This is a genomic window from Mycobacterium sp. 050134, from assembly GCF_036409085.1.
Taxonomy (GTDB): domain Bacteria; phylum Actinomycetota; class Actinomycetes; order Mycobacteriales; family Mycobacteriaceae; genus Mycobacterium.
In genome coordinates, this window is sequence record NZ_JAZGLV010000019.1 from 1 (window position 1) to 19,596 (window position 19,596).

Sequence of the window (19,596 nt, forward strand, 5' to 3'; positions counted from 1 at the left end):
GATCAAGGCCCACTGGGCATCGGTAAGCAACTGAAACCGCGACATACCCCAAGCCTCACGCACAACACCCGAAACCATTGTCAGACACGCCCTAGGTGTGTCCCTGCGTGTGAAGAACTCGCTACGGGTCGGGGAAATCACTGGCATCCCCAGGCGAACACGAGCTAACGTCGAGGACAATCTTCAATGACTCATTGGTCTGGCTCACTGGTCATTTCCAGGGACCCCGCTGACGGGAAGGGGTGAGTACTCGGCACCTTGCTCCGGCGGGCAGCCTGCGGCGGTGATCCCTCTCGGACCCGTTCCCACCCCGTCGGCGCGTTGTGAAAGCCCGGGCACGCAGGGCGCGTGCGACGTGACGAGAGAAACGAGCTGTCCCGTATGTCAAGGAACACCGTACTGTCCGCTCAGATTCTGGACCAATCCCCGGCAGAGGCCGACGCGCAACCCGAACCGACACTCACGGCCGAGGTCGTGTTCAAGGGCCGCAACGTGGAGATCCCCGAGCACTATCGCGTCTACGTCTCACAGAAACTCGCCCGCCTCGAGCGGTTCGATCGCTCCATCTACCTCTTCGATGTAGAGCTCAAACACGCGCCCAACCGCCGTCAGCGCAAGTCCTGCCAGCGCGTCGAGATCACCGCGCGCGGCCGCGGGCCCGTGAGCCGGGCGGAGGCGTGCGCCGACAGCTTCTACGCGGCCTTCGAGTCCGCGGTCCACAAGCTGGAGAGCCGGCTGCGCCGCGTCAAGGACCGCCGCAAGGTCCACTACGGGGACAAGACGCCGGTCTCGCTGGCCGCCGCGACCGCGGTCGTCCCTCAGCCCGACGGGCGACCCAGCCCGGCCGAGGCGCTCGAGGCCCCGTCCGCCAACGGTGCCGACGGCCACGAGCCGGGACGCATCGTCCGGACCAAGGAGCACCCGGCCAGGCCGATGACGGTCGACGACGCGCTCTACGAGATGGAGCTGGTCGGACACGACTTCTTCCTGTTCCACGACAAGGGGACGGAGCGGCCGTGCGTCGTCTACCGGCGGCACGCCTACGACTACGGCTTGATCCGGTTGGCCTGAGGCGCTCCTGAGGTTCGGCGGCCTTTGCGGGGTCGTCACCTACCATGGGAGTCGCCTGATCGAAGACTCCTACCAACAGGGGACATCCCAAAAGGGGACCACACCGTGCTGTCGAAGTTGCTGCGCCTCGGCGAAGGTCGCATGCTCAAGCGTCTCAAGCGGGTGGCCGACTACGTCGACACCCTGTCCGACGACGTCGAGAAGCTGACCGACGCCGAGCTTCGGGCCAAGACCGACGAGTTCAAGAAGCGGCACGCCGACGGCGAGAGCCTCGACGACCTGCTGCCCGAGGCATTCGCCGTGGCCCGCGAAGCGGCCTGGCGGGTGCTGGACCAGCGCCCCTTCGAGGTGCAGCTGATGGGCGGCGCGGCGCTGCACTTCGGCAACGTCGCCGAGATGAAGACCGGTGAGGGCAAGACCCTGACCTCGGTGCTGCCGGCCTACCTCAACGGCATCGGCGGCAAGGGCGTGCACATCGTCACCGTCAACGACTACCTGGCCAAACGCGACAGCGAGTGGATGGGCCGCGTGCACCGCTTCCTCGGGCTGGACGTCGGCGTGATCCTCGCGCAGATGACGCCCGACGAGCGCCGGGTCGCCTACGCCGCGGACATCACCTACGGCACTAACAACGAGTTCGGCTTCGACTACCTGCGCGACAACATGGCGCACTCGCTCGACGACCTGGTGCAACGCGGCCACAACTTCGCCATCGTCGACGAGGTCGACTCCATCCTGATCGACGAGGCCCGCACCCCGCTGATCATCTCCGGGCCGGCGGACGGCGCCTCCAACTGGTACACCGAGTTCGCCCGGCTTGCGCCGCTGATGGAAAAAGACGTGCACTACGAGGTCGACCTGCGCAAACGCACCGTCGGCGTGCACGAACTGGGCGTGGAGTTCGTCGAGGACCAGCTCGGCATCGACAACCTCTACGAGGCCGCCAACTCGCCGCTGGTCAGCTACCTCAACAACGCCCTGAAGGCCAAGGAGCTGTTCACCCGGGACAAGGACTACATCGTTCGCGACGGCGACGTGCTGATCGTCGACGAGTTCACCGGCCGCGTGCTCTACGGCCGCCGCTACAACGAGGGCATGCACCAGGCCATCGAGGCCAAGGAGCACGTCGAGATCAAGGCCGAGAACCAGACGCTGGCCACCATCACGCTGCAGAACTACTTCCGGCTCTACGACAAGCTCTCCGGCATGACCGGTACTGCCCAGACCGAGGCGGCCGAGCTGCACGAGATCTACAAGCTGGGCGTCGTCCCCATCCCGACGAACAAGCCGATGGTCCGCACCGACCAGTCCGACCTGATCTACAAGACCGAGGAAGCCAAGTACATCGCCGTGGTCGACGACGTCGCCGAGCGGTACGAGAAGGGCCAGCCGGTCCTGATCGGCACCACCAGCGTCGAGCGCTCCGAATACCTATCGCGGCAGTTCACCAAGCGCCGGATCCCGCATAACGTCCTCAACGCCAAGTACCACGAGCAGGAGGCGGGCATCGTCGCCGTGGCGGGCCGGCGCGGCGGCGTCACCGTCGCGACCAACATGGCCGGCCGCGGCACGGACATCGTGCTGGGTGGCAACGTCGACTTCCTCACCGACCAGCGGCTGCGGGAGCGTGGCCTCGACCCGGTGGAGACGCCCGACGAGTACGAGGCGGCCTGGCACTCCGAGCTGCCCAAGGTCAAGGAGGAGGCGTCCAAGGAGGCCGACGAGGTGATCGAGGCCGGCGGCCTGTACGTGCTGGGCACGGAACGGCACGAGTCGCGCCGCATCGACAACCAGCTGCGCGGCCGCTCCGGCCGGCAGGGCGACCCGGGGGAGTCGCGGTTCTATCTGTCGCTCGGTGACGAGCTCATGCGGCGGTTCAACGGTGCCGCGCTGGAGGCGATGCTCAACCGGCTCAACCTGCCCGACGACGTGCCGATCGAGGCCAAGATGGTCACCCGGGCGATCAAGAGCGCCCAGACCCAGGTCGAGCAGCAAAACTTCGAGGTCCGCAAGAACGTCCTGAAATACGACGAGGTGATGAACCAGCAGCGCAAGGTGATCTACGCCGAGCGTCGCCGCATCCTGGAGGGCGAGAACCTCAAGGAGCAGGCGCTGGACATGATCCGCGACGTGGTCACGGCCTACGTCACCGGAGCGACGGCCGAGGGCTACGCCGAGGATTGGGACCTGGACGCGTTGTGGACGGCGCTAAAGACCCTGTACCCGGTCGGGATCAGCCACGAGGCCCTCGCGCGCCTCGACGGCGACGGGAACGTCGATGACCGCGACGACCTTACCCGCGAGGAGCTCCTCGACGAGCTGCTCAAGGACGCCGAACGTGCCTACGCCGCGCGGGAAGCCGAGCTCGAGGAGCTCGCCGGCGAGGGCGCGATGCGGCAGCTGGAGCGCAACGTGCTGCTCAACGTCATCGACCGCAAGTGGCGCGAGCACCTCTATGAGATGGACTACCTCAAGGAGGGCATCGGCCTGCGGGCGATGGCGCAGCGCGACCCGCTGGTCGAGTACCAGCGCGAGGGCTACGACATGTTCATGGCCATGCTCGACGGCATGAAAGAGGAGTCCGTCGGGTTCCTGTTCAACGTGACGGTCGAGGCGGTGCCCGCCCCGCAGGTCGCCCCGGTGCAGGTGCCGGAGGGGCTGGCCGAGTTGGGTAAGCCGGCTCAGCCCGCCGAGCAGGGCGAACCCGAGGCCGCCCCGATTCGCGAAGAGCCGCGAAACGTGTTGCACGCCAAGGGGATTGACGACGAGGCGCCCGCCCTGACGTACTCCGGCCCGTCGGAGGACGGCTCCGCGCAGGTCCAGCGCAACGGCGGCGGTTCCCCGAAGGCGCCGGCCGGCGTCGCCGGGGGCGCGAGCCGTCGCGAGCGGCGGGCGGCGGCGCGGCAGCAGGGCCGCGGCGCCAAGCCGGCCAAGTCGGTCAAGAAGCGCTAACGGGCTTCGCCCCACACGAGCGCCCGGCTGGCCGGGCGCTCGAGACCGAGTGCCCGGCCAGCCGGGCGCTCGCGGCCCCGGGCGGCTACGCGGCCGGGCGCAGGCGGGCCAGCTGGACCCGATCGCCGTCGAGGCGGTGCTCCGGGCGGCGGGACAACCGGCGCGACGGACCAACCTGCGGCCGGATGGGCTGACGCCGAGCGGTCGAGGTGCTGTGCCACGTCGCCCGGTGATCAGCGAGAAGACGGCCCGCAACCACGTGGTAGCGCACCCACACCAAGATTGGGGTGTCTGACCGCATCGGCGCCAGCATGTACGAGCTCCGGCGCCGCCTAGTCAATCTGACTAGGCGCCACGGCGGGGCCAAGTTGAGGCAAATGACCTATATCCCAAAGGCCTTGCTCGGCGGACACTTAGCCCATGAAGCGTTACCTCACCGTCGCCTACGGCGCCGCGGCGTACCTGTTGTTCCTGGGCGCCTTTCTCTACCTCGTCGGTTTCCTCGGCAACATCCTGGTGCCGCGAACCGTCGATCACGGGCTGCCCGCGCCACTCGGCCAGGCGGTGCTGGTCAACACGCTGCTGGTGGGCGCGTTCGGCGTTCAGCACAGCGTCATGTCACGGCCGGCCTTCAAGGATTGGTGGACGCGCATCGTGCCGCCGTCGATCGAGCGCAGTACCTATGTGTTGCTGTCCAGCGCGGTGCTGGTCCTGCTCTACTGGCAATGGCGAACGATGGGCGCCGTCGTCTGGGATGTGCGACCACGGTCGGGGCGGCTTGCGCTGTGGGCGTTGTTCTGGCTCGGATGGGCGATCGCCCTGGCGTCGACTTTCATGGTGAGCCATTTCGACTTGTTCGGTCTCCGGCAGGTGTACCTTGCCTGGCGAGGAAAACCCTACACCCACATCGGTTTTCGCGTGAGGTTGTTGTATCGGCTGGTGCGCCACCCGCTGATGCTCGGTTTCCTCATCGCGTTCTGGGCGGCCCCCACCATGACGGCCGGACACGCCCTCTTCTCGATCGCCATGACCGGTTACATCGTGCTTGCCCTGCAGCTGGAGGAACGCGATCTGGTCGCGGCCCTGGGCGACGAATACCGCCGGTACCGCAGCGATGTGCCGATGCTGGTTCCCCTCAAGCAGCTGCCGCGGCGACGGACCCCGGCGGCCGTTCGGAAGAATTGACGCCCGCCCCAAGCCCTATGAGTTTGGCCGGCATCGCCCGCAACCGACCGCCCCTGCGCCACGCCGTCCCGGTATGTTGCGGGTATGGACGTCAAGGAGGTGTTGCTGCCGGGCGTCGGGCTTCGCTACGAATTCACCGACCACAAGGGTGACCGCATCGGGATCATCGCGAGGCGAAGCGGCGAATTCGACGTCGTCGTCTACGCCCGCCAGGACCCCGACGAAGCCCGGCAGCTCCTGCACCTCAGCGACGAAGAGGCCGAGGCCGTCGCCCAGATCCTGGGGGCGCCGCGGATCGCCGAGCGGTTCACGGAGCTGGCCTCCGAGATTCCCGGCCTCGAGACGGGACAGGTCCACATCCTTGCCGGCAGCCCCTTCGTGGGCCACCCGCTCGGGGATACGCACGCCCGCACCCGCACCGGGGCGTCCATCGTCGCCATCGTGCGCAACGAGCAGGTGCTCGCCTCACCCGGCCCGGCCGAAATGCTGCACGCCCGGGACGTGTTGATCGTCATCGGCACCGAAGACGGCATCGCCGGTGTCGAGCAGATCATCGATAAGGGTTGAGGCGTGCAGGTTTCCGGGGCGCTGCTGCTGCAACTCGGCGCCCTCCTGACGATGCTCGCGCTGGTGGGCGCCGCCGCGCGCCGATTCGCGCTCTCGCCGATACCGGTGTACCTGCTGGCGGGTCTGTCCCTGGGGAAGGGCGGGATCCTGCCGGTGGCCGCGGCCGGGGATTTCGTCACGACGAGCGCGCCCATCGGCGTCGTCCTGCTGCTGCTGACGCTGGGGCTGGAGTTCTCGGCCACCGAATTCGCCAGCAGCATGCGGCACCACCTGCCGTCCGCCGGCGTCGACATCGTGCTCAACGCGGCGCCCGGCGCGATCGCGGGCTGGCTGCTCGGTCTCGACGGCGTCGCCATCCTGTGCCTGGCCGGCGTCACCTATATCTCATCGTCCGGGGTCATCGCGCGGTTGCTCGAGGACCTCAACCGGCTCGGCAACCGCGAGACGCCCGCGGTGCTCTCCGTCCTGGTCCTGGAAGACTTCGCGATGGCGGCCTACCTGCCGCTGTTCGCCGTGCTGGCCTCCGGGGGTGGGTGGCTGCACGCCGTCGGTGGGATGGCCGTCGCGGTCGGCGCGCTGCTGGCGGCGTTCGCGGCGTCCTACCACTGGGGCCATCATGTCGGCCGGCTGGTCGAACACGCCGATTCCGAGCAGCTGCTGCTGCGGGTGCTGGGTATCACCCTGATGGTGGCGGCCGTGGCCGAGAGCCTGCACGCGTCCGCCGCCGTGGGCGCGTTCCTGGTGGGGCTGACGCTGACCGGTGACACCGCCGACCGGGCGCGCAAGGTGCTGGGGCCGCTGCGCGACCTGTTCGCCGCGATATTCTTCCTGGCGATCGGGCTGTCGGTCGACCCGCACGAGCTGGTCCCGATGCTCCCGGCGGCGCTGGTCCTGGCCGCGGTCACCGCGGCGACGAAGGTCCTGACCGGAATGCTCGCCGCCCGGCGCGACGGCGTGGCGCGCCGCGGCCAGCTGCGCGCCGGGACCGCGCTGGTCGCCCGCGGCGAGTTCTCGCTGATCATCATCGGGCTGGCCGGTGCGTCCGTCCCCGGGGTGGCCGCGCTGGCGACGTCCTACGTCTTCGTCATGGCGATCGTGGGTCCGGTGCTGGCGCGCTACACCGGCGGTCCGTTGCCGGCCAACGCCGAGCCGCCGGGCTAGTCCCCGGCTCAGCCGATGTGCAGGGCCACCACCTGCCACCGCTGCGCCACGCCCGCCGGCGCCCGCTCCACCCGGCAGGCGATGGCGTGCATCCGGTTGCCCCGGCTGTAGGAGCCGAAGACCTCCGCCGCGCCGTCGGGGTCGCGGTGGCCGGCGGGCTGCACTCGCGTCCGTCGGAGCACGGCGGCGCCCTGACCGGCCGCGGGCCCCGTCAGGGACCGGCCCGCCGACACCACGGAGTCGACCAGCGCGGGGGCGAGCATGGGCCGCAACTGGGCGGCCGGCCGGCGCCGGTCGATCACCTCGAGCACCCGCCGCAGGGCGGCGTCGGCGAACGCCGCCGCCTGGCGCATCGGCGCCGACATGACGGTGGCGACTTCCGGCGGGTGAGGCGCCGCCCCGGGCTGCCCGGTGCAGGGCGTCCGTGCTGCGCGCGGCGGCGGCGTCCGCCGGCGCCCCAGCGGCCGGCACTGGGGGCCGTCGCGCGGCACGTCCTGCGTCGGGGGCTCGTAGTCGACGACGGGGACGACAGCGAAAGCGCCACGGCCGGCGCGGCTTACGACATGGCTTGTTGTCAACGCGCACTCTCCAACATGCTCGATCCTTAGAGGGTGGCCTGCTGGAGAGTGGCAGACGGTGTTCGATCAGTGGTCATCATGGCACAACTTGCGCCCTCGCGTACCCGCGCGGAGGCGGGTGCCCACCGGGCGGTTACCGTGGGCGGCGGGATGGGTAGACAGCGTGAAATGACGAGGAGAACAGCGCCGTAATGGTGACCCGGTTGTCCCCCTCGGACACGTCGTTCTACCGGCAGGAGAACACCGCCACCCCGATGTACGTTGGGTCGCTGTCGATCCTGCGGCGGCCGCGCGCCGGGTTGAGCTACGAGACGCTGCTCGCCACCGTCGAACAGCGGCTCCCACAGATACCGCGATACCGGCAGAAGGTTCGCGAGGTGCGGATCGGCATGGCCCGGCCCGTGTGGATCGACGACCGTGACTTCGACATCACCTACCACGTGCGGCGTTCGGCGCTGCCCTCGCCCGGCAGCGACGAAGAGCTGTACGACCTGATCGCCCGGCTGGCCGCGCGGCCGATGGACAAGTCGCGCCCGCTCTGGGAGATGTACCTGGTCGAGGGGCTGGCCAAGAACCGGCTCGCCCTGTACACCAAGTCCCACCAGGCGCTCATCGGCGGCATGAACGCGCTGGAGATCAACCACGTTATCGCCGACCGCACGAGGCGGCCGCCCCCGTTCCCCGAAGACATCTGGGTACCGGAACGGAACCCGGGCAGCACCCGGCTGGTGATCGGCGCCATCGGCGACTGGTTGGCGACTCCGGGCGCGCAGCTGCAGGCCGTCGGGTCGGCGGTCGCCGGGTTGGCCACCAACTACGGCGAGCTCCTCGACGCCGGCCGCCGGGCCGTCGACTTCGCGCGCAACGTTGCGCGCGGCACCGCCCCGAGCAGCCCGCTCAACGCGCCCGTGTCGCGCCACCGCCGGTTCACGGTTGCGCGCGGCAGTCTGGAGGACTACCGCGCCGTGCGCGCGCGGTATGACTGCGACGTCAACGACGTGGTGCTCGCCGTGATCGCCGGCGCGCTGGGCAACTGGCTGATGTCGCGCGGGGTGGCGGTGTCGCCAACCGCGACGGTCCGGGCGATGGCGCCCCTGTCGGTCTACGCCGACGGCCAACTCGACGCGAGCGGGCCCGGCCAGAAGATCAGCCAGGTGATGCCGTTCCTGGTCGACCTGCCGGTGGGGGAGCCCAACGCGGTCGTGCGCCTGTCGCAGATCGCCCACGCGACCGAATCGAACCCGACGGCCGGATCCCTAGTGGATGCCAGGACCATCGTCACCCTCTCCGGTTTCGCGCCACCGACCCTGCACGCCATGGGGATTCGCGTCGCGACCAGCTTCCCGAGCTTCTCCCGGCGAACGTTCAACCTGCTCATCACCAACGCGCCCGGGGCGCAGTCGCAGATGTACATCGCCGGAACCAAGCTGCTGGATACCTACGGCGTGCCACCGCTGTTGCAAGACCAGGCGTTGGCCATCAGCGTGACGTCGTACAACCGGATGCTGTATTTCGGGATCAATGCCGACCGCGAAGCCATGAGCGACGTCGATCTGCTGCCCGGCCTGTTGAGCCAGTCGCTCGAGGAACTCCTGGAGGCGTCCCGCTAGCAGTCGGCCGTCCGAATCGTCGCCGCCATCTATCATTCGGTGGTGAGCACCGCGACAAACGACGGCGCGTCGGCCAAGGCGAAGAAGCGGAAATCGCCTTCGGCGGGCGCACCCAAGATTTCCGATTCCGTGTACCAGGCCGAGTTATTCAGGCTGCAAACGGAATTCGTGAAGCTTCAGGAATGGGTCCGGCATTCCGGGGCGCGCCTCGTGGTGATCTTCGAGGGTCGCGACGCCGCGGGGAAGGGCGGTGCGATCAAGCGGATCACCGAGTACCTGAGTCCGCGCGTCGTGCAAGTCGCCGCGCTACCGGTGCCCACGGAACGTGAACACGGGCAGTGGTACTACCAGCGCTATATCGCCCACTTGCCCACCAAGGGCGAGATGGTGCTGTTCGACCGGTCGTGGTACAACCGCGCCGGCATCGAAAAGGTCATGGGATTTTGCACGCCCCAGGAGTATGTGCTGTTCCTCCGGCAGACGCCGATCTTCGAGCAGATGCTGATCGACGACGGGATCCTGTTGCGCAAGTACTGGTTCTCGGTCTCCGAGGGGGAACAGCTGAGACGTTTCAAGGCGCGGATGAATGACCCTGTGCGGCAATGGAAGCTGAGCACGATGGACCTGGAATCGGTGTATCGGTGGGAGGATTACTCGCGCGCCAAGGACGAGATGATGGTGCACACCGATACCCCGGTCAGTCCTTGGTATGTCGTGGAATCCGACATCAAGAAACACGCGCGGCTGAACATGATGTCGCACCTGCTGTCCACGATCGATTACTACGACGTCAAACAGCCCAAGGTCACGCTGCCGAAGCATCCCGTCGTGAGCGACAACTACCACCGACCGCCGCGCGAGTTGTCGACCTATGTCGATGACTACGCGGCCACGTTGATCGGAGGCTGACCATCCAGGTCTTCATCCCGGTCACCCTCGCGATGCTGCAGGGGCTGATCACCGACGGTTCGCTGCGGCCGGTCAACGGCACCGCTTTTGCGGTGACCCCGACGCTGCGGGAGGCCTACGCCGAGGGCGACGACGACGAGCTTGCCGACGTGGCGCTCCGCGAGGCGGCGATGGCGTCGCTGCGCCTCCTCGCGGCCGATCCCGCCGACGACCCGGACGGCGTGGTGCGGGTGCCGCCCCGGCGCGCCGTGCTGGCCGCGGACGTGGGCGACATCACGTACCGCCCCGATCTGGACGACGCGGTGGTCCGGATCGGTGGGTCGGTCGGGCTCGATCAGGTGATCGCCGCCTACGTCGACAACGCCGGCGCCGAGGGCGACGTCCTCAAGGCGATCGAGGTCATCGACGCCGCGGACCTGGGCGACGAGGATGCCGAACTCGTCGTCGGCGACGCGCAGGACCACGACCTGGCGTGGTACGCCAACCAGGAACTTCCCTTCCTGCTGGAACTTCTCTAGCCCCGCCCCGGCGACACGCGCCCTAGCTACGGGACCGTAGGTTACGGTACCGTAGGTTTCGTGATGCCTACGGAATCGACAAGAATGTGAGCGTAAGCCAGAAGCCACGTCGCGATCAGGAGCTTCCTCTGGGCAAGCGCAACCCCTCGATCAAGGGCGACGTCGTCGACACCACCCGGCCCGTCGTCGCCGGCACTGACCGGCATCCCGGCTGGCACGCCCTGCGCACGATCGCGGCACGGATTACCACCCCGCTGTTGCCCGACGACTACCTGCACCTGGCGAACCCGTTGTGGTCGGCGCGCGAACTCCGGGGCCGCATCCTCTCGGTCCGCCGGGAGACGGAAGACTCCGCGACCCTGGTGATCAAGCCGGGGTGGGGCTTCAACTTCGACTACGAGCCCGGCCAATACATGGGCATCGGGCTGCTGGTCGACGGCCGCTGGCGTTGGCGGTCCTACTCGCTGACGTCGAGCCCGACCCCCTCCTCTCGCGGACGCCGCACCGTCACCATCACGGTGAAGGCGATGCCCGAGGGCTTTCTGTCCTCCCACCTCGTGGCGGGCGTCGAGCCGGGCACCATCGTCCGGTTGGCCGCACCGCAGGGCAACTTCGTCCTGCCGGATCCCGCGCCGCCGTCGATCCTGTTCCTCACGGCGGGTTCCGGGATCACCCCGGTGATGTCGATGCTGCGAACATTGCGGCGCCGCAACCAGATTGGCGACGTGATGCACCTGCATTCGGCGCCCACCGAGGCCGACGTCATGTTTCGGGGCGAACTGGCCGCCCTGGCGGCCGACCAGCCCGGCTACCGCCTCCGGCTGCGGGAGACGCGCTCGCAGGGCCGGCTCGACCTTGCCTCCCTCGACCGGCAGGTGCCGGACTGGCGCGACCGCCACACGTGGGCCTGCGGGCCCGAGGGCATGCTGGCGCAGGCCGAGAAGATGTGGACGGCGGCGGGTATCGGCGACCGGCTGCACCTGGAACGGTTCGCGGTGACCAAGGCCGCGCCCGCCGGCGCCGGCGGGACGGTCACGTTCGCCCGGAGCGGGCGCACCGTGGCCGCCGACGCCGCGACCTCGCTGATGGATGCGGGGGAGGGGGCCGGCATTCAGATGCCCTTCGGCTGCCGGATGGGCATCTGCCAGTCGTGCGTGGTCGTGTTGGCGGAGGGTCACGTCCGTGACCTCCGAACGGGTCAGGAGCACGATCCTGGAACCCGGGTGCAGACGTGCGTGTCGGCCGCCTCGGGCGACTGCACGCTCGACATCTAAAAGCTACTCGGAGGTAACCTACGGATTCGTAGGTTACGATAGCGTAGGTATCACCCGCACATCGACCGCAGGGAGAAAAAGACGATGGCGATAACCGACGTCGACGTATTCGCCCATCTGACGGACGCCGATATCGAAAACCTGGCCGTTGAGCTCGACGCCATCCGCCAGGACATTGAAGACTCTCGTGGTGCCCGCGACGCCAGGTACATCCGCCGCACCATCGCGGCCCAGCGCGCGCTGGAGGTGGCCGCCCGGCTGACGCTGGCCGCCAGCTCGAAGCGCTCGGCCTGGTGGGCCGGGGCCGTCACGCTGGGCGTGGCGAAGATCATCGAGAACATGGAGATCGGCCACAACGTCATGCACGGCCAGTGGGACTGGATGAACGACCCGGAGATCCACTCCTCGACGTGGGAGTGGGACATGAGCGGGTCGTCCAAGCACTGGCGCTACACCCACAACTTCGTGCACCACAAGTACACCAACATCCTCGGGATGGACGACGACGTGGGCTACGGCCTGCTGCGCGTCACGCGCGACCAGCGCTGGAGGCGTTTCAACCTGTTCAACCTGGTGTACAACACGATGCTCATGCTCCTCTTCGAGTGGGGAGTCGGCCTGCAGCACGTCGAGCTCGGCAAGATCGCCAAGAAGCGGATGGACCACGACGACGCCCGGCAGCGGGTCGACGAGTTCCTGGCCAAGGCCGGTCGGCAGGTGCTCAAGGACTACGTCGCCTTCCCGACGCTCACCGCGCTGTCGCCTGGCGCGACATACACCTCGACGCTGAAGGCGAACGCGGTCGCCAACGTGATCCGCAATGTGTGGGCCAACGCCGTCATCTTCTGCGGCCACTTCCCCGATGGCGCCGAGAAGTTCACCAAGACCGACATGATCGGCGAGACCAAGGGCCAGTGGTACCTGCGCCAGATGCTGGGCAGCGCCAACTTCGAGGCCGGGCCGACGCTGCGTTTCATGAGTGGCAACTTGTGCCACCAGATCGAGCACCACCTGTATCCCGACCTGCCGAGCAACCGGCTGCACGAGATCTCGGTGCGGGTGCGCGCGGTCTGCGACAAATACGACCTGCCGTATACCACCGGTTCTTTCCTCTTGCAGTACGCCAAGACCTGGCGCACGCTCGCGAAGCTGTCGCTTCCCAACCAGTACCTGCGAGACAGCGCCGACGACGCCCCGGAGACCCGCAGCGAGCGGATGTTCGCCGAGCTGGGACCGGGCTTCGCCGCGACCGACCCGGCGACCGGCCGCCGGCGCGGGCTCAAGACGGCCATCGCCACCGTGCGGGGCTGGCGCCGCGACCGGCGCGCCAAGCGGCAGGCCGCGCCGGTGGCCAAAGACGCCGACGGCCTGGCGGCATAGGAGTCCTCGCGCCGAACGTGCGCTGAGGGCGAGGTCTCGCGCCGTCTTTCGCAATCAGTGCACGTTCGGCGCCGGATCGGGTGCCGCGCGGCCGCCAGGACGTACCTTCGTGGCATGGATTTCTCCCCCTCCCCGCGCGCGGCCGAGCTCACCCACGAGGTGCGCGCCTTCGTCACCGACGAGGTCCTGCCGGTGGAAGAGGCGTTGCATCGTCGACGGCGGGAGGCGCGCCCGGGTGACGACCCCTGGCGGGTGCCCGCGGAAGTCCACGCGCTACGCCGCGAGGCCCGCTCGTGGGGCCTGTGGAACCTGTTCCTGCCGGCCGGGCACGAGGGCCCGTACGCCGAGCGGTTCGGCACCCGTGACGGCGTCGGGCTGAGCAACGTTGACTACGCGCCCATCGCGGAGGCGACCGGGTGGTCGTTCCTGGCCCCCTACGTGATCAACTCCAACGCACCCGATTCCGGCAACGCCGAGGTGCTATTGCGCTACGGCAGCGAGGAACAGAAGTCCCGGTGGCTGGAGCCGCTGCTCGCCGGCGACATCCGGTCGGCGTTCGCGATGACCGAGCCGGGCGTAGCGTCTTCGGACGCCACGAACATGCAGCTGACCGCCGTGGTGGATGCCGACGAAGTGGTCCTCAACGGCCGCAAGTGGTGGACCACCGGGATCGGACACCCCGATTGCGCCGTGCTGATCGTCATGGGGCTCACCGACCCGCACGCGAGCAAGTACGCGCGCCATTCGATGGTGCTGGTGCCGCGCGACGCTCCCGGCGTGCGGGTCGAGCGGATGCTCGACACGATGGGGTTCTTCGACGAGCCCTTCGGTCATGGCGAGGTGTCCTTCACCGACGTGCGGGTGCCGCTGGCCAACGTCGTCGCTGGCCCGGGCCGCGCGTTCGAGATCGCCCAGGGCCGGCTCGGCCCCGGCCGGGTGCATCACGCCATGCGCATGGTCGGGCTGGCCGAGCGGGCACTGCATCTCGCCTGCGAGCGAGGCCTGAGCCGGACGGCGTTCGGCAAGCCGATTATCAACCTCGGCGGTAACCGGGAGCGAGTGGCCGAGGCCCGGATTGCAATCGATTCCACCCGCCTGCTGATCCTGGACGCGGCGTGGAAACTGGACACCGTCGGCCCCCTCGGGGCGCTCAGCGAGGTGAGCGCGATCAAGGTGGCCGCGCCCAACGTGGCCCAGCAGGTTATCGACTTCGCCATGCAGATCCATGGCGGCGCCGGCATGTCCAGCGACTTCCCGCTGTCGGCTGCCTGGACCGCGGCCCGAGCCGTGCGACTGGCCGACGGCCCCGACGAGGTGCGCAAGAACGTCATCGCCCGCGTGGAGCTGGGCAAGCACGGCGCCAGTCGCTGACCGGCGCCCGCGTGGCCTGTTCGGGGGTGCCGCACCCGTTGGCCATACTGGGATGCGTGCAGGTGTTCGCCGGGCAGCAGGTGTCGCACTGGGATTTCCCCCGCAACATCGCCAGCGTCGCCTTGATGGCCGAGTTCGCGCGCGAGCGCGGGTTGGCCGTTGTGGACGTGCTGGAGGGGTCCGGCCTGTCCGAGGCCGGGCTGCACGACCACGACCGCATGATCGTGGGACGCCAGGAGCTGGCGGTCGCCACGAACTTGGTGAACCGGCTCGGCGACCCGGCCAACCTGGGGATGCGGGTCGGCCGCCGCTACTACGTCGGATCGTTCGGCATCTTCGGCTTCGCCTGCCTGACGAGTTCGACCCTCGGCGATGCGGTCCGGTTCGCGGCCAGGTTCTACGAGCTCACCTACGGGTTTTGCTTGCCGAGCGTGACGGTGGACGGTCCCCTCGCGGCGCTGCGGCTCGACCTGCCGGACCTGACGGGCCCCGTCGCGGAGTTTCTCGTCCGGCGCGACCTGGCGGCCATCGCCCGGGTGATGGCGGAGTTGTTGGGCCGCCCCATCCCGTTCACCGAGGTCGAATTCGCCGGTCCGGCACCGTCGTCGGGTGACGCCGAGGTCCGCGAGGCGTTCGGCGTGACGCCACGCTACGACTGCCCGGCCAATGTGGTCCGCTGGCCGGCCGCGCTACTGGACAGCCGGTTGCCCCAGGCCAGCGAGATGAGCGCGGCGATGTGCGAGCAGCAGTGCCACGACCTGTTGGAGCGCCGCCGGCAACGCACCGGTGTCGCCCGGCGGGTCCGTGAGCGCCTCGCGTCGATCGGCGGCGAACCGCACACGATCGGCGTCGTCGCCCGGCAGCTGGCGATGAGCGAGCGGACGCTGCGGCGGCGTCTCGCCGAGGAGAACACGACGTTCCGCGAACTCGTCGAGGAGGTTCACCGCGTCCTCGCCGAGGAGCTGTTGGCGACGGGTGCCCTGTCGGTGGAGGACGTCGCGCTGCGGCTGGGCTACGCCGAGGCGACCAGCTTCATCGCCGCGTTCAAGCGCTGGACGGGCACGACTCCCGCCCGCTACCAGCGTGCGGCGGCGCCCCGGGCGCGGCTGCTGGCCGTCTGACCGGTGGCGAGGGTGTGGCCGGAATCATGGATTTGCCGTCCGCAATCGGCTGCCGGTGGCGTGCCCCGCACTCCTAACTTGTGAGGCATGACTTCGTCTCTTCGTCGCCCGCGCGTGCTGGTGATCGGGGCGGGCTTCGGCGGCCTCGCCGCGGCCCACGAGTTGTCCCGGGATGGGCTGGCCCACGTGACCGTGTTGGAACAGGCTGCCGACATCGGCGGCGTCTGGCGGGAGAACACGTATCCCGGCGCCGCTTGCGACGTCCCGTCGAACCTGTATTCGTACTCGTTCGCCCGCAAGACCGACTGGGGCCGGCGCTACGCCGAGCAGCCCGACATCCTCGGCTACATTCACGACACCGCCGACCGGTTCGGCCTCCGCGGCCTGGTGCGGACCGGGGTCGAGGTCGCCTCGGCGACGTACGACGACAGCACCGCGACGTGGCGGGTCGCCACGTCGGGCGGTGACGTCTACGAGGCCGAGGTGCTGGTGCCCGCCGTGGGTCAGCTGTCACGCCCGGCGTTGCCGGCGATTCCGGGGCTCGACACGTTCGCGGGCCCGTCGTTCCATTCGGCGCAGTGGCGTCACGACGTCGACCTGGCCGGCAAGCGCGTCGCGGTCCTCGGCACCGGCGCGTCGGCGATCCAATTCGTGCCGCGCATTCGCGAAACGGCCAGGCACGTCACCGTCTTTCAGCGATCCGCGCCCTACGTCGTCCCGAAGCCAGATCGCGCCTACACCGGTGCGCACCATGTTGCATTCCGGAGGGTGCCCGGGTTCGCCGCCGCCATGCGCACGCTGATCTGGGAGATCAGCGAGTTCTTCGGTCTCGCGCTGACCCGGGTGGCCCCGCTCGCCCAGCTGATCGGCGTCGCCGCGTCGCTGAACCTCAAGCGCCACATCAAGGATCCCGTGCTGCGGGCGAAGCTCACCCCCGACTATCAGATCGGCTGCAAGCGCGTGCTGTTCAGCAGTGAGTGGTACCCGGCGCTGGCCCGCGAGAACGTCTCGGTCGAAACGGCCGCCATCACCGAGGTGACGCCGACCGGTGTGCGCACCGCCGACGGTCGCCTGCACGAGGTGGACGTGATCGTCTATGGCACCGGGTTCAAGGCCACCGAGTTCCTCGCGCCGATGACGATCACGGGCCGCGACGGCCGCGACCTGCACGACCAGTGGGCCGAGGGGGCGCGCGCCCACCTTGGCATGGCGGTGCCCGGATTCCCCAACATGTTCCTGATCTACGGGCCGAACACCAACCTCGGCACCAGCTCGATCATCCTGATGATGGAGCAGCAGGCCCGCTACATCCGCCAGCTCACCGAGGAACTCGCACGCGGGGGAGTGGCCCGCGCGTTCGAGGTCCGGCGCGAGGTCGAGCAGGCCTATGACGAGGATGTCCAGTCCCGCCTGGACCGCGGAGTGTGGACCACCTGCCAGTCCTGGTACCGCACCGCGTCCGGCCGGGTCACCACCAACTGGCCGGGGCTGGTGCACGAATACCAGCGCCGCACAACGGATGTGGTGCTCGCGGACTACATCGAAGTCCGGCCCCGGTCCGCGGCGGAGGCAGTCGGCGCGTGACGCCTTTTGACTACGACGTGCTGGTGATCGGCTCGGGCTTCGGCGGCAGCGTCACCGCGCTGCGGCTCACCGAAAAAGGTTACCGGGTCGGCGTTCTCGAGGCCGGCCGCCGCTTCCGCGACGAGGACTTCGCCAAGAACAACTGGCACGTCCGCGATTACCTGTTCAAACCGTCCCTCGGCTGTTACGGCATCCAGCGGATCGACCTGCTATCCGATGCCGTCGTGCTCAGCGGCGCGGGCGTGGGTGGTGGCTCGCTGGTTTACGCGAACACGCTCTACGAGCCGGGCGACTCGTTCTACGCCGACCCGCGCTGGAGCGGGATCACCGACTGGCGCGACGAGCTGGCACCCGCCTACGACCAGGCCAAGCGGATGCTCGGTGTCGCAACCTATCCGCGAATGACGCCCTCGGACAAGGTGATGCTGCAGGTGGCCACCGACCTCGGCATCGCGGACTCCTTCCACGCCACCCCGGTCGGCGTGTGCTTTGCCGGGGAGGACGGCCGCCTCGCGGCACCGGGCGCCCCGGTCGGCGACCCCTACTTCGGCGGCGCCGGGCCGGCCCGCGACGCGTGCCGCCACTGCGGCGAATGCATGACGGCCTGTCGGCACAACGCCAAGAACACGCTGGTGAAGAACTATCTGTACCTCGCCGAAAAGGCTGGCGCACAGGTCCACCCGCTGACGACCGTCGTCGACGTCCGGCCGCGGCGCTGCGGCGGCTACGATGTCGTCACACGCCGCACCGGGGCCAAGGTTCACCGCCGGCGCCGCACGTTCACCGCCGAGCAGGCGGTGTTCTCGGCCGCCGCCCTGGGCACCCAGCGGCTGCTCCACCGGTTACGTGACCGCGGCAGCCTGCCGCGGGTGTCGCCCCGCCTTGGGGAGCTGTCGCGAACCAACTCCGAGGCGATCCTGGCGGTGCGGGCGCGCAGCGACGACGTGGACTACTCGGAGGGCGTGGCGATCACGTCCTCGATCCATCCCGACGAGCACACGCATGTGGAACCGTGCCGTTATGGCCACGACTCCAACCTGATGGGGTTGCTCGGAACCGTTCTCGTCGACGGCGTGGACGGTGGACGGCGCTGGCGGTCGGGGATGAAGGAACTGGTGCGGCAGCGACGCGATCTCGCCCGCCTGCTCAACCCGACGAACTGGTCCGAGCAAACCATCCCGCTGCTGGTGATGCAGACCCACGACAACTCGCTGACCACCTTCACCCGCCGCGGCCTGTTCGGGCGGCGCATGCGGACCCGTCAGGGGGTGGGCGAGCCGAATCCGACGTGGATCCCGGTCGGCCACGAGGTGGCCCGGCGCGCGGCCGCATACCTGGACGGCATCGCCGGCGGCGCCTGGGCGGACCTGGCGGACATCCCAATGACCGGCCACTTCATCGGCGGCTGCGTGATCGGCCAGACCGCCGCCGACGGCGTCGTCGATCCCTACCACCGCATGCACGGATATCCGGGCCTGCACGTGATCGACGGCTCGACGATCACCGCCAACCTGGGAGTGAACCCGTCGCTGACCATCACGGCGCTCGCCGAGCGCGCGACCTCGCTGTGGCCCAACAAGGGCGAGCCCGACCCGCGCCCGCGGCTGGGGTCGTCCTACCTGCGCGTTCCGCCCGTGGCGCCGCGCACCCCCGCCGTCCCGGCCGGAGCGCCGGGCGCCCTGCGCCTCGAGGCCGACGCCGCGCGCAGCGGGTAGGTCTACAGTCGGAAACATGCTCGCAGCGTTTGGATTCGAAACACTGGGTGTGGTCGTGGGCGACATGTTCTTCGTCGATCCGCGCCCGCTCGAAGGTCAGGAAACCCCGGAGCGGGGCGTCAGGCTGGAACTGCGCCTGGTCGACCGCGACGAGCCGCAGGGGTCGATCTACGCCGGCGTGCCGATCGGCTTCAACCGCCCGGTGTGGCGGGTGGACCTGTTCGGCTCCACCGAGAGCCCGCCCGGGACGCTCGACCGGGCCCATCACCACCCGCGGTTCGACGGGTGGGAGCCGGGGCGCCGGCACTTCGTTCCCGAGTTGTCCGCGGATCCCGTGGCGTGGCTGGCCGGGCAGCTTGCCGACCCGGCCGCCGTGCTGGAGCGGGCGGGCGTCGATCCGGACGGGATCCCGGACGCCGACAAAGCCGGGCTTGCCTCGGCCGCACCGGAGATCGTCGCCGCCGTGCAGCGGATGCTCGACGGCGTGCGGGACGGGGAGTTGGCCCCGGCGCCCCCCGAGCCCGTCGCCGCCGCCCGCACCGGCTGGCTCTGATTCGTTCCCGTCGGCGGCCAAGACGCCCGGCGGTCCCGTGAGGATGT

At 69.1% G+C, this 19,596-nt stretch carries 16 protein-coding genes and 1 pseudogene; 16 read left to right on the forward strand and 1 reads right to left on the reverse strand.

All coding sequences use genetic code 11. The features are described from left to right. Positions 1–381: 381 nt before the first annotated feature. From hpf to SKC42_RS20810, 6 genes and pseudogenes are all read left to right on the forward strand, one after another. The gene (gene hpf / locus SKC42_RS20785; protein WP_330966164.1) at positions 382–1,071 is read left to right on the forward strand and encodes a ribosome hibernation-promoting factor, HPF/YfiA family; all 690 of its coding nucleotides are present in this window, start codon (positions 382–384) and stop codon (positions 1,069–1,071) included. A gap of 105 nt (positions 1,072–1,176) precedes the next feature. Beyond that, a complete protein-coding gene (gene secA / locus SKC42_RS20790; protein WP_330966165.1) occupies positions 1,177–4,023 on the forward strand; it encodes a preprotein translocase subunit SecA in 2,847 nt (948 codons plus the stop codon). Next, positions 4,013–4,364, forward strand: a pseudogene (locus tag SKC42_RS20795) (HD domain-containing phosphohydrolase); the annotation flags it as partial. The gene secA and the pseudogene SKC42_RS20795, both read left to right, overlap by 11 nt. Positions 4,365–4,443: 79 nt before the next feature. Continuing rightward, positions 4,444–5,208: a methanethiol S-methyltransferase gene (gene mddA, locus SKC42_RS20800; RefSeq protein WP_330966166.1), complete on the forward strand. Its 765-nt coding sequence runs from the start codon at positions 4,444–4,446 to the stop codon at positions 5,206–5,208. Between the two features lie 84 nt (positions 5,209–5,292). Then, positions 5,293–5,775: a cation:proton antiporter regulatory subunit gene (locus tag SKC42_RS20805; protein ID WP_330966167.1), complete on the forward strand. Its 483-nt coding sequence runs from the start codon at positions 5,293–5,295 to the stop codon at positions 5,773–5,775. A gap of 3 nt (positions 5,776–5,778) precedes the next feature. Continuing rightward, complete coding sequence (locus SKC42_RS20810) at positions 5,779–6,936, forward strand: cation:proton antiporter (RefSeq protein WP_330966168.1); 1,158 nt, start codon at positions 5,779–5,781, stop codon at positions 6,934–6,936. An 8-nt stretch (positions 6,937–6,944) separates the two neighbouring features. On the opposite strand, the gene SKC42_RS20815 is transcribed toward SKC42_RS20810, so the two are convergent. Beyond that, positions 6,945–7,514 carry an Rv3235 family protein gene (locus SKC42_RS20815; RefSeq protein WP_330966169.1) on the reverse strand — a complete coding sequence of 190 codons (570 nt, stop codon included), beginning with the start codon at positions 7,512–7,514 and terminating at the stop codon, positions 6,945–6,947. A 191-nt stretch (positions 7,515–7,705) separates the two neighbouring features. Between SKC42_RS20815 and SKC42_RS20820 the strand changes: the two genes are divergently transcribed. The 10 genes from SKC42_RS20820 to SKC42_RS20865 all read left to right on the forward strand — a co-directional run bounded on the left by SKC42_RS20820 (position 7,706) and on the right by SKC42_RS20865 (position 19,549). Further along, entirely contained in the window at positions 7,706–9,124 is a 1,419-nt protein-coding gene (locus SKC42_RS20820; protein WP_330966170.1) for a WS/DGAT/MGAT family O-acyltransferase, read from the forward strand. A gap of 42 nt (positions 9,125–9,166) precedes the next feature. After that, complete coding sequence (gene ppk2, locus SKC42_RS20825) at positions 9,167–10,033, forward strand: polyphosphate kinase 2 (protein WP_330966171.1); 867 nt, start codon at positions 9,167–9,169, stop codon at positions 10,031–10,033. A 2-nt stretch (positions 10,034–10,035) separates the two neighbouring features. Continuing rightward, positions 10,036–10,551 (forward strand): DUF6912 family protein, encoded by a 516-nt coding sequence (locus SKC42_RS20830; RefSeq protein ID WP_442932213.1) that lies wholly within the window; start codon positions 10,036–10,038, stop codon positions 10,549–10,551. A gap of 128 nt (positions 10,552–10,679) precedes the next feature. After that, positions 10,680–11,825: a ferredoxin reductase gene (locus SKC42_RS20835; RefSeq protein ID WP_330966247.1), complete on the forward strand. Its 1,146-nt coding sequence runs from the start codon at positions 10,680–10,682 to the stop codon at positions 11,823–11,825. 84 nt (positions 11,826–11,909) lie between these two features. Then, a complete protein-coding gene (locus tag SKC42_RS20840; protein WP_330966173.1) occupies positions 11,910–13,205 on the forward strand; it encodes a fatty acid desaturase family protein in 1,296 nt (431 codons plus the stop codon). Between the two features lie 114 nt (positions 13,206–13,319). Next, positions 13,320–14,576, forward strand: a complete 1,257-nt coding sequence (locus SKC42_RS20845; protein WP_330966174.1) for an acyl-CoA dehydrogenase family protein — start codon at positions 13,320–13,322, stop codon at positions 14,574–14,576. Between the two features lie 56 nt (positions 14,577–14,632). Further along, positions 14,633–15,697, forward strand: a complete 1,065-nt coding sequence (locus tag SKC42_RS20850) for an AraC family transcriptional regulator (RefSeq protein ID WP_330966175.1) — start codon at positions 14,633–14,635, stop codon at positions 15,695–15,697. Between the two features lie 87 nt (positions 15,698–15,784). Beyond that, the gene (locus SKC42_RS20855; protein WP_330966176.1) at positions 15,785–17,281 is read left to right on the forward strand and encodes a flavin-containing monooxygenase; all 1,497 of its coding nucleotides are present in this window, start codon (positions 15,785–15,787) and stop codon (positions 17,279–17,281) included. Further along, positions 17,278–18,996, forward strand: a complete 1,719-nt coding sequence (locus tag SKC42_RS20860) for a GMC family oxidoreductase (RefSeq protein ID WP_330966177.1) — start codon at positions 17,278–17,280, stop codon at positions 18,994–18,996. Before SKC42_RS20855 ends, SKC42_RS20860 begins: the two co-directional genes overlap by 4 nt. Positions 18,997–19,012: 16 nt before the next feature. Next, the gene (locus SKC42_RS20865) at positions 19,013–19,549 is read left to right on the forward strand and encodes a hypothetical protein (protein WP_330966178.1); all 537 of its coding nucleotides are present in this window, start codon (positions 19,013–19,015) and stop codon (positions 19,547–19,549) included. Positions 19,550–19,596 lie beyond the last annotated feature (47 nt).

Excerpts from the sequence above, each read along its gene's own strand:
- SKC42_RS20865 (WP_330966178.1), top strand. The coding sequence starts at position 19,013 with ATGCTCGCAGCGTTTGGATTCGAAACACTGGGTGTGGTCGTGGGCGAC.
- SKC42_RS20845 (WP_330966174.1), top strand. The coding sequence starts at position 13,320 with ATGGATTTCTCCCCCTCCCCGCGCGCGGCCGAGCTCACCCACGAGGTG.
- SKC42_RS20805 (WP_330966167.1), top strand. The coding sequence starts at position 5,293 with ATGGACGTCAAGGAGGTGTTGCTGCCGGGCGTCGGGCTTCGCTACGAA.
- SKC42_RS20855 (WP_330966176.1), top strand. The coding sequence starts at position 15,785 with ATGACTTCGTCTCTTCGTCGCCCGCGCGTGCTGGTGATCGGGGCGGGC.
- hpf (WP_330966164.1), top strand. The coding sequence starts at position 382 with ATGTCAAGGAACACCGTACTGTCCGCTCAGATTCTGGACCAATCCCCG.
- mddA (WP_330966166.1), top strand. The coding sequence starts at position 4,444 with ATGAAGCGTTACCTCACCGTCGCCTACGGCGCCGCGGCGTACCTGTTG.
- SKC42_RS20840 (WP_330966173.1), top strand. The coding sequence starts at position 11,910 with ATGGCGATAACCGACGTCGACGTATTCGCCCATCTGACGGACGCCGAT.
- SKC42_RS20820 (WP_330966170.1), top strand. The coding sequence starts at position 7,706 with ATGGTGACCCGGTTGTCCCCCTCGGACACGTCGTTCTACCGGCAGGAG.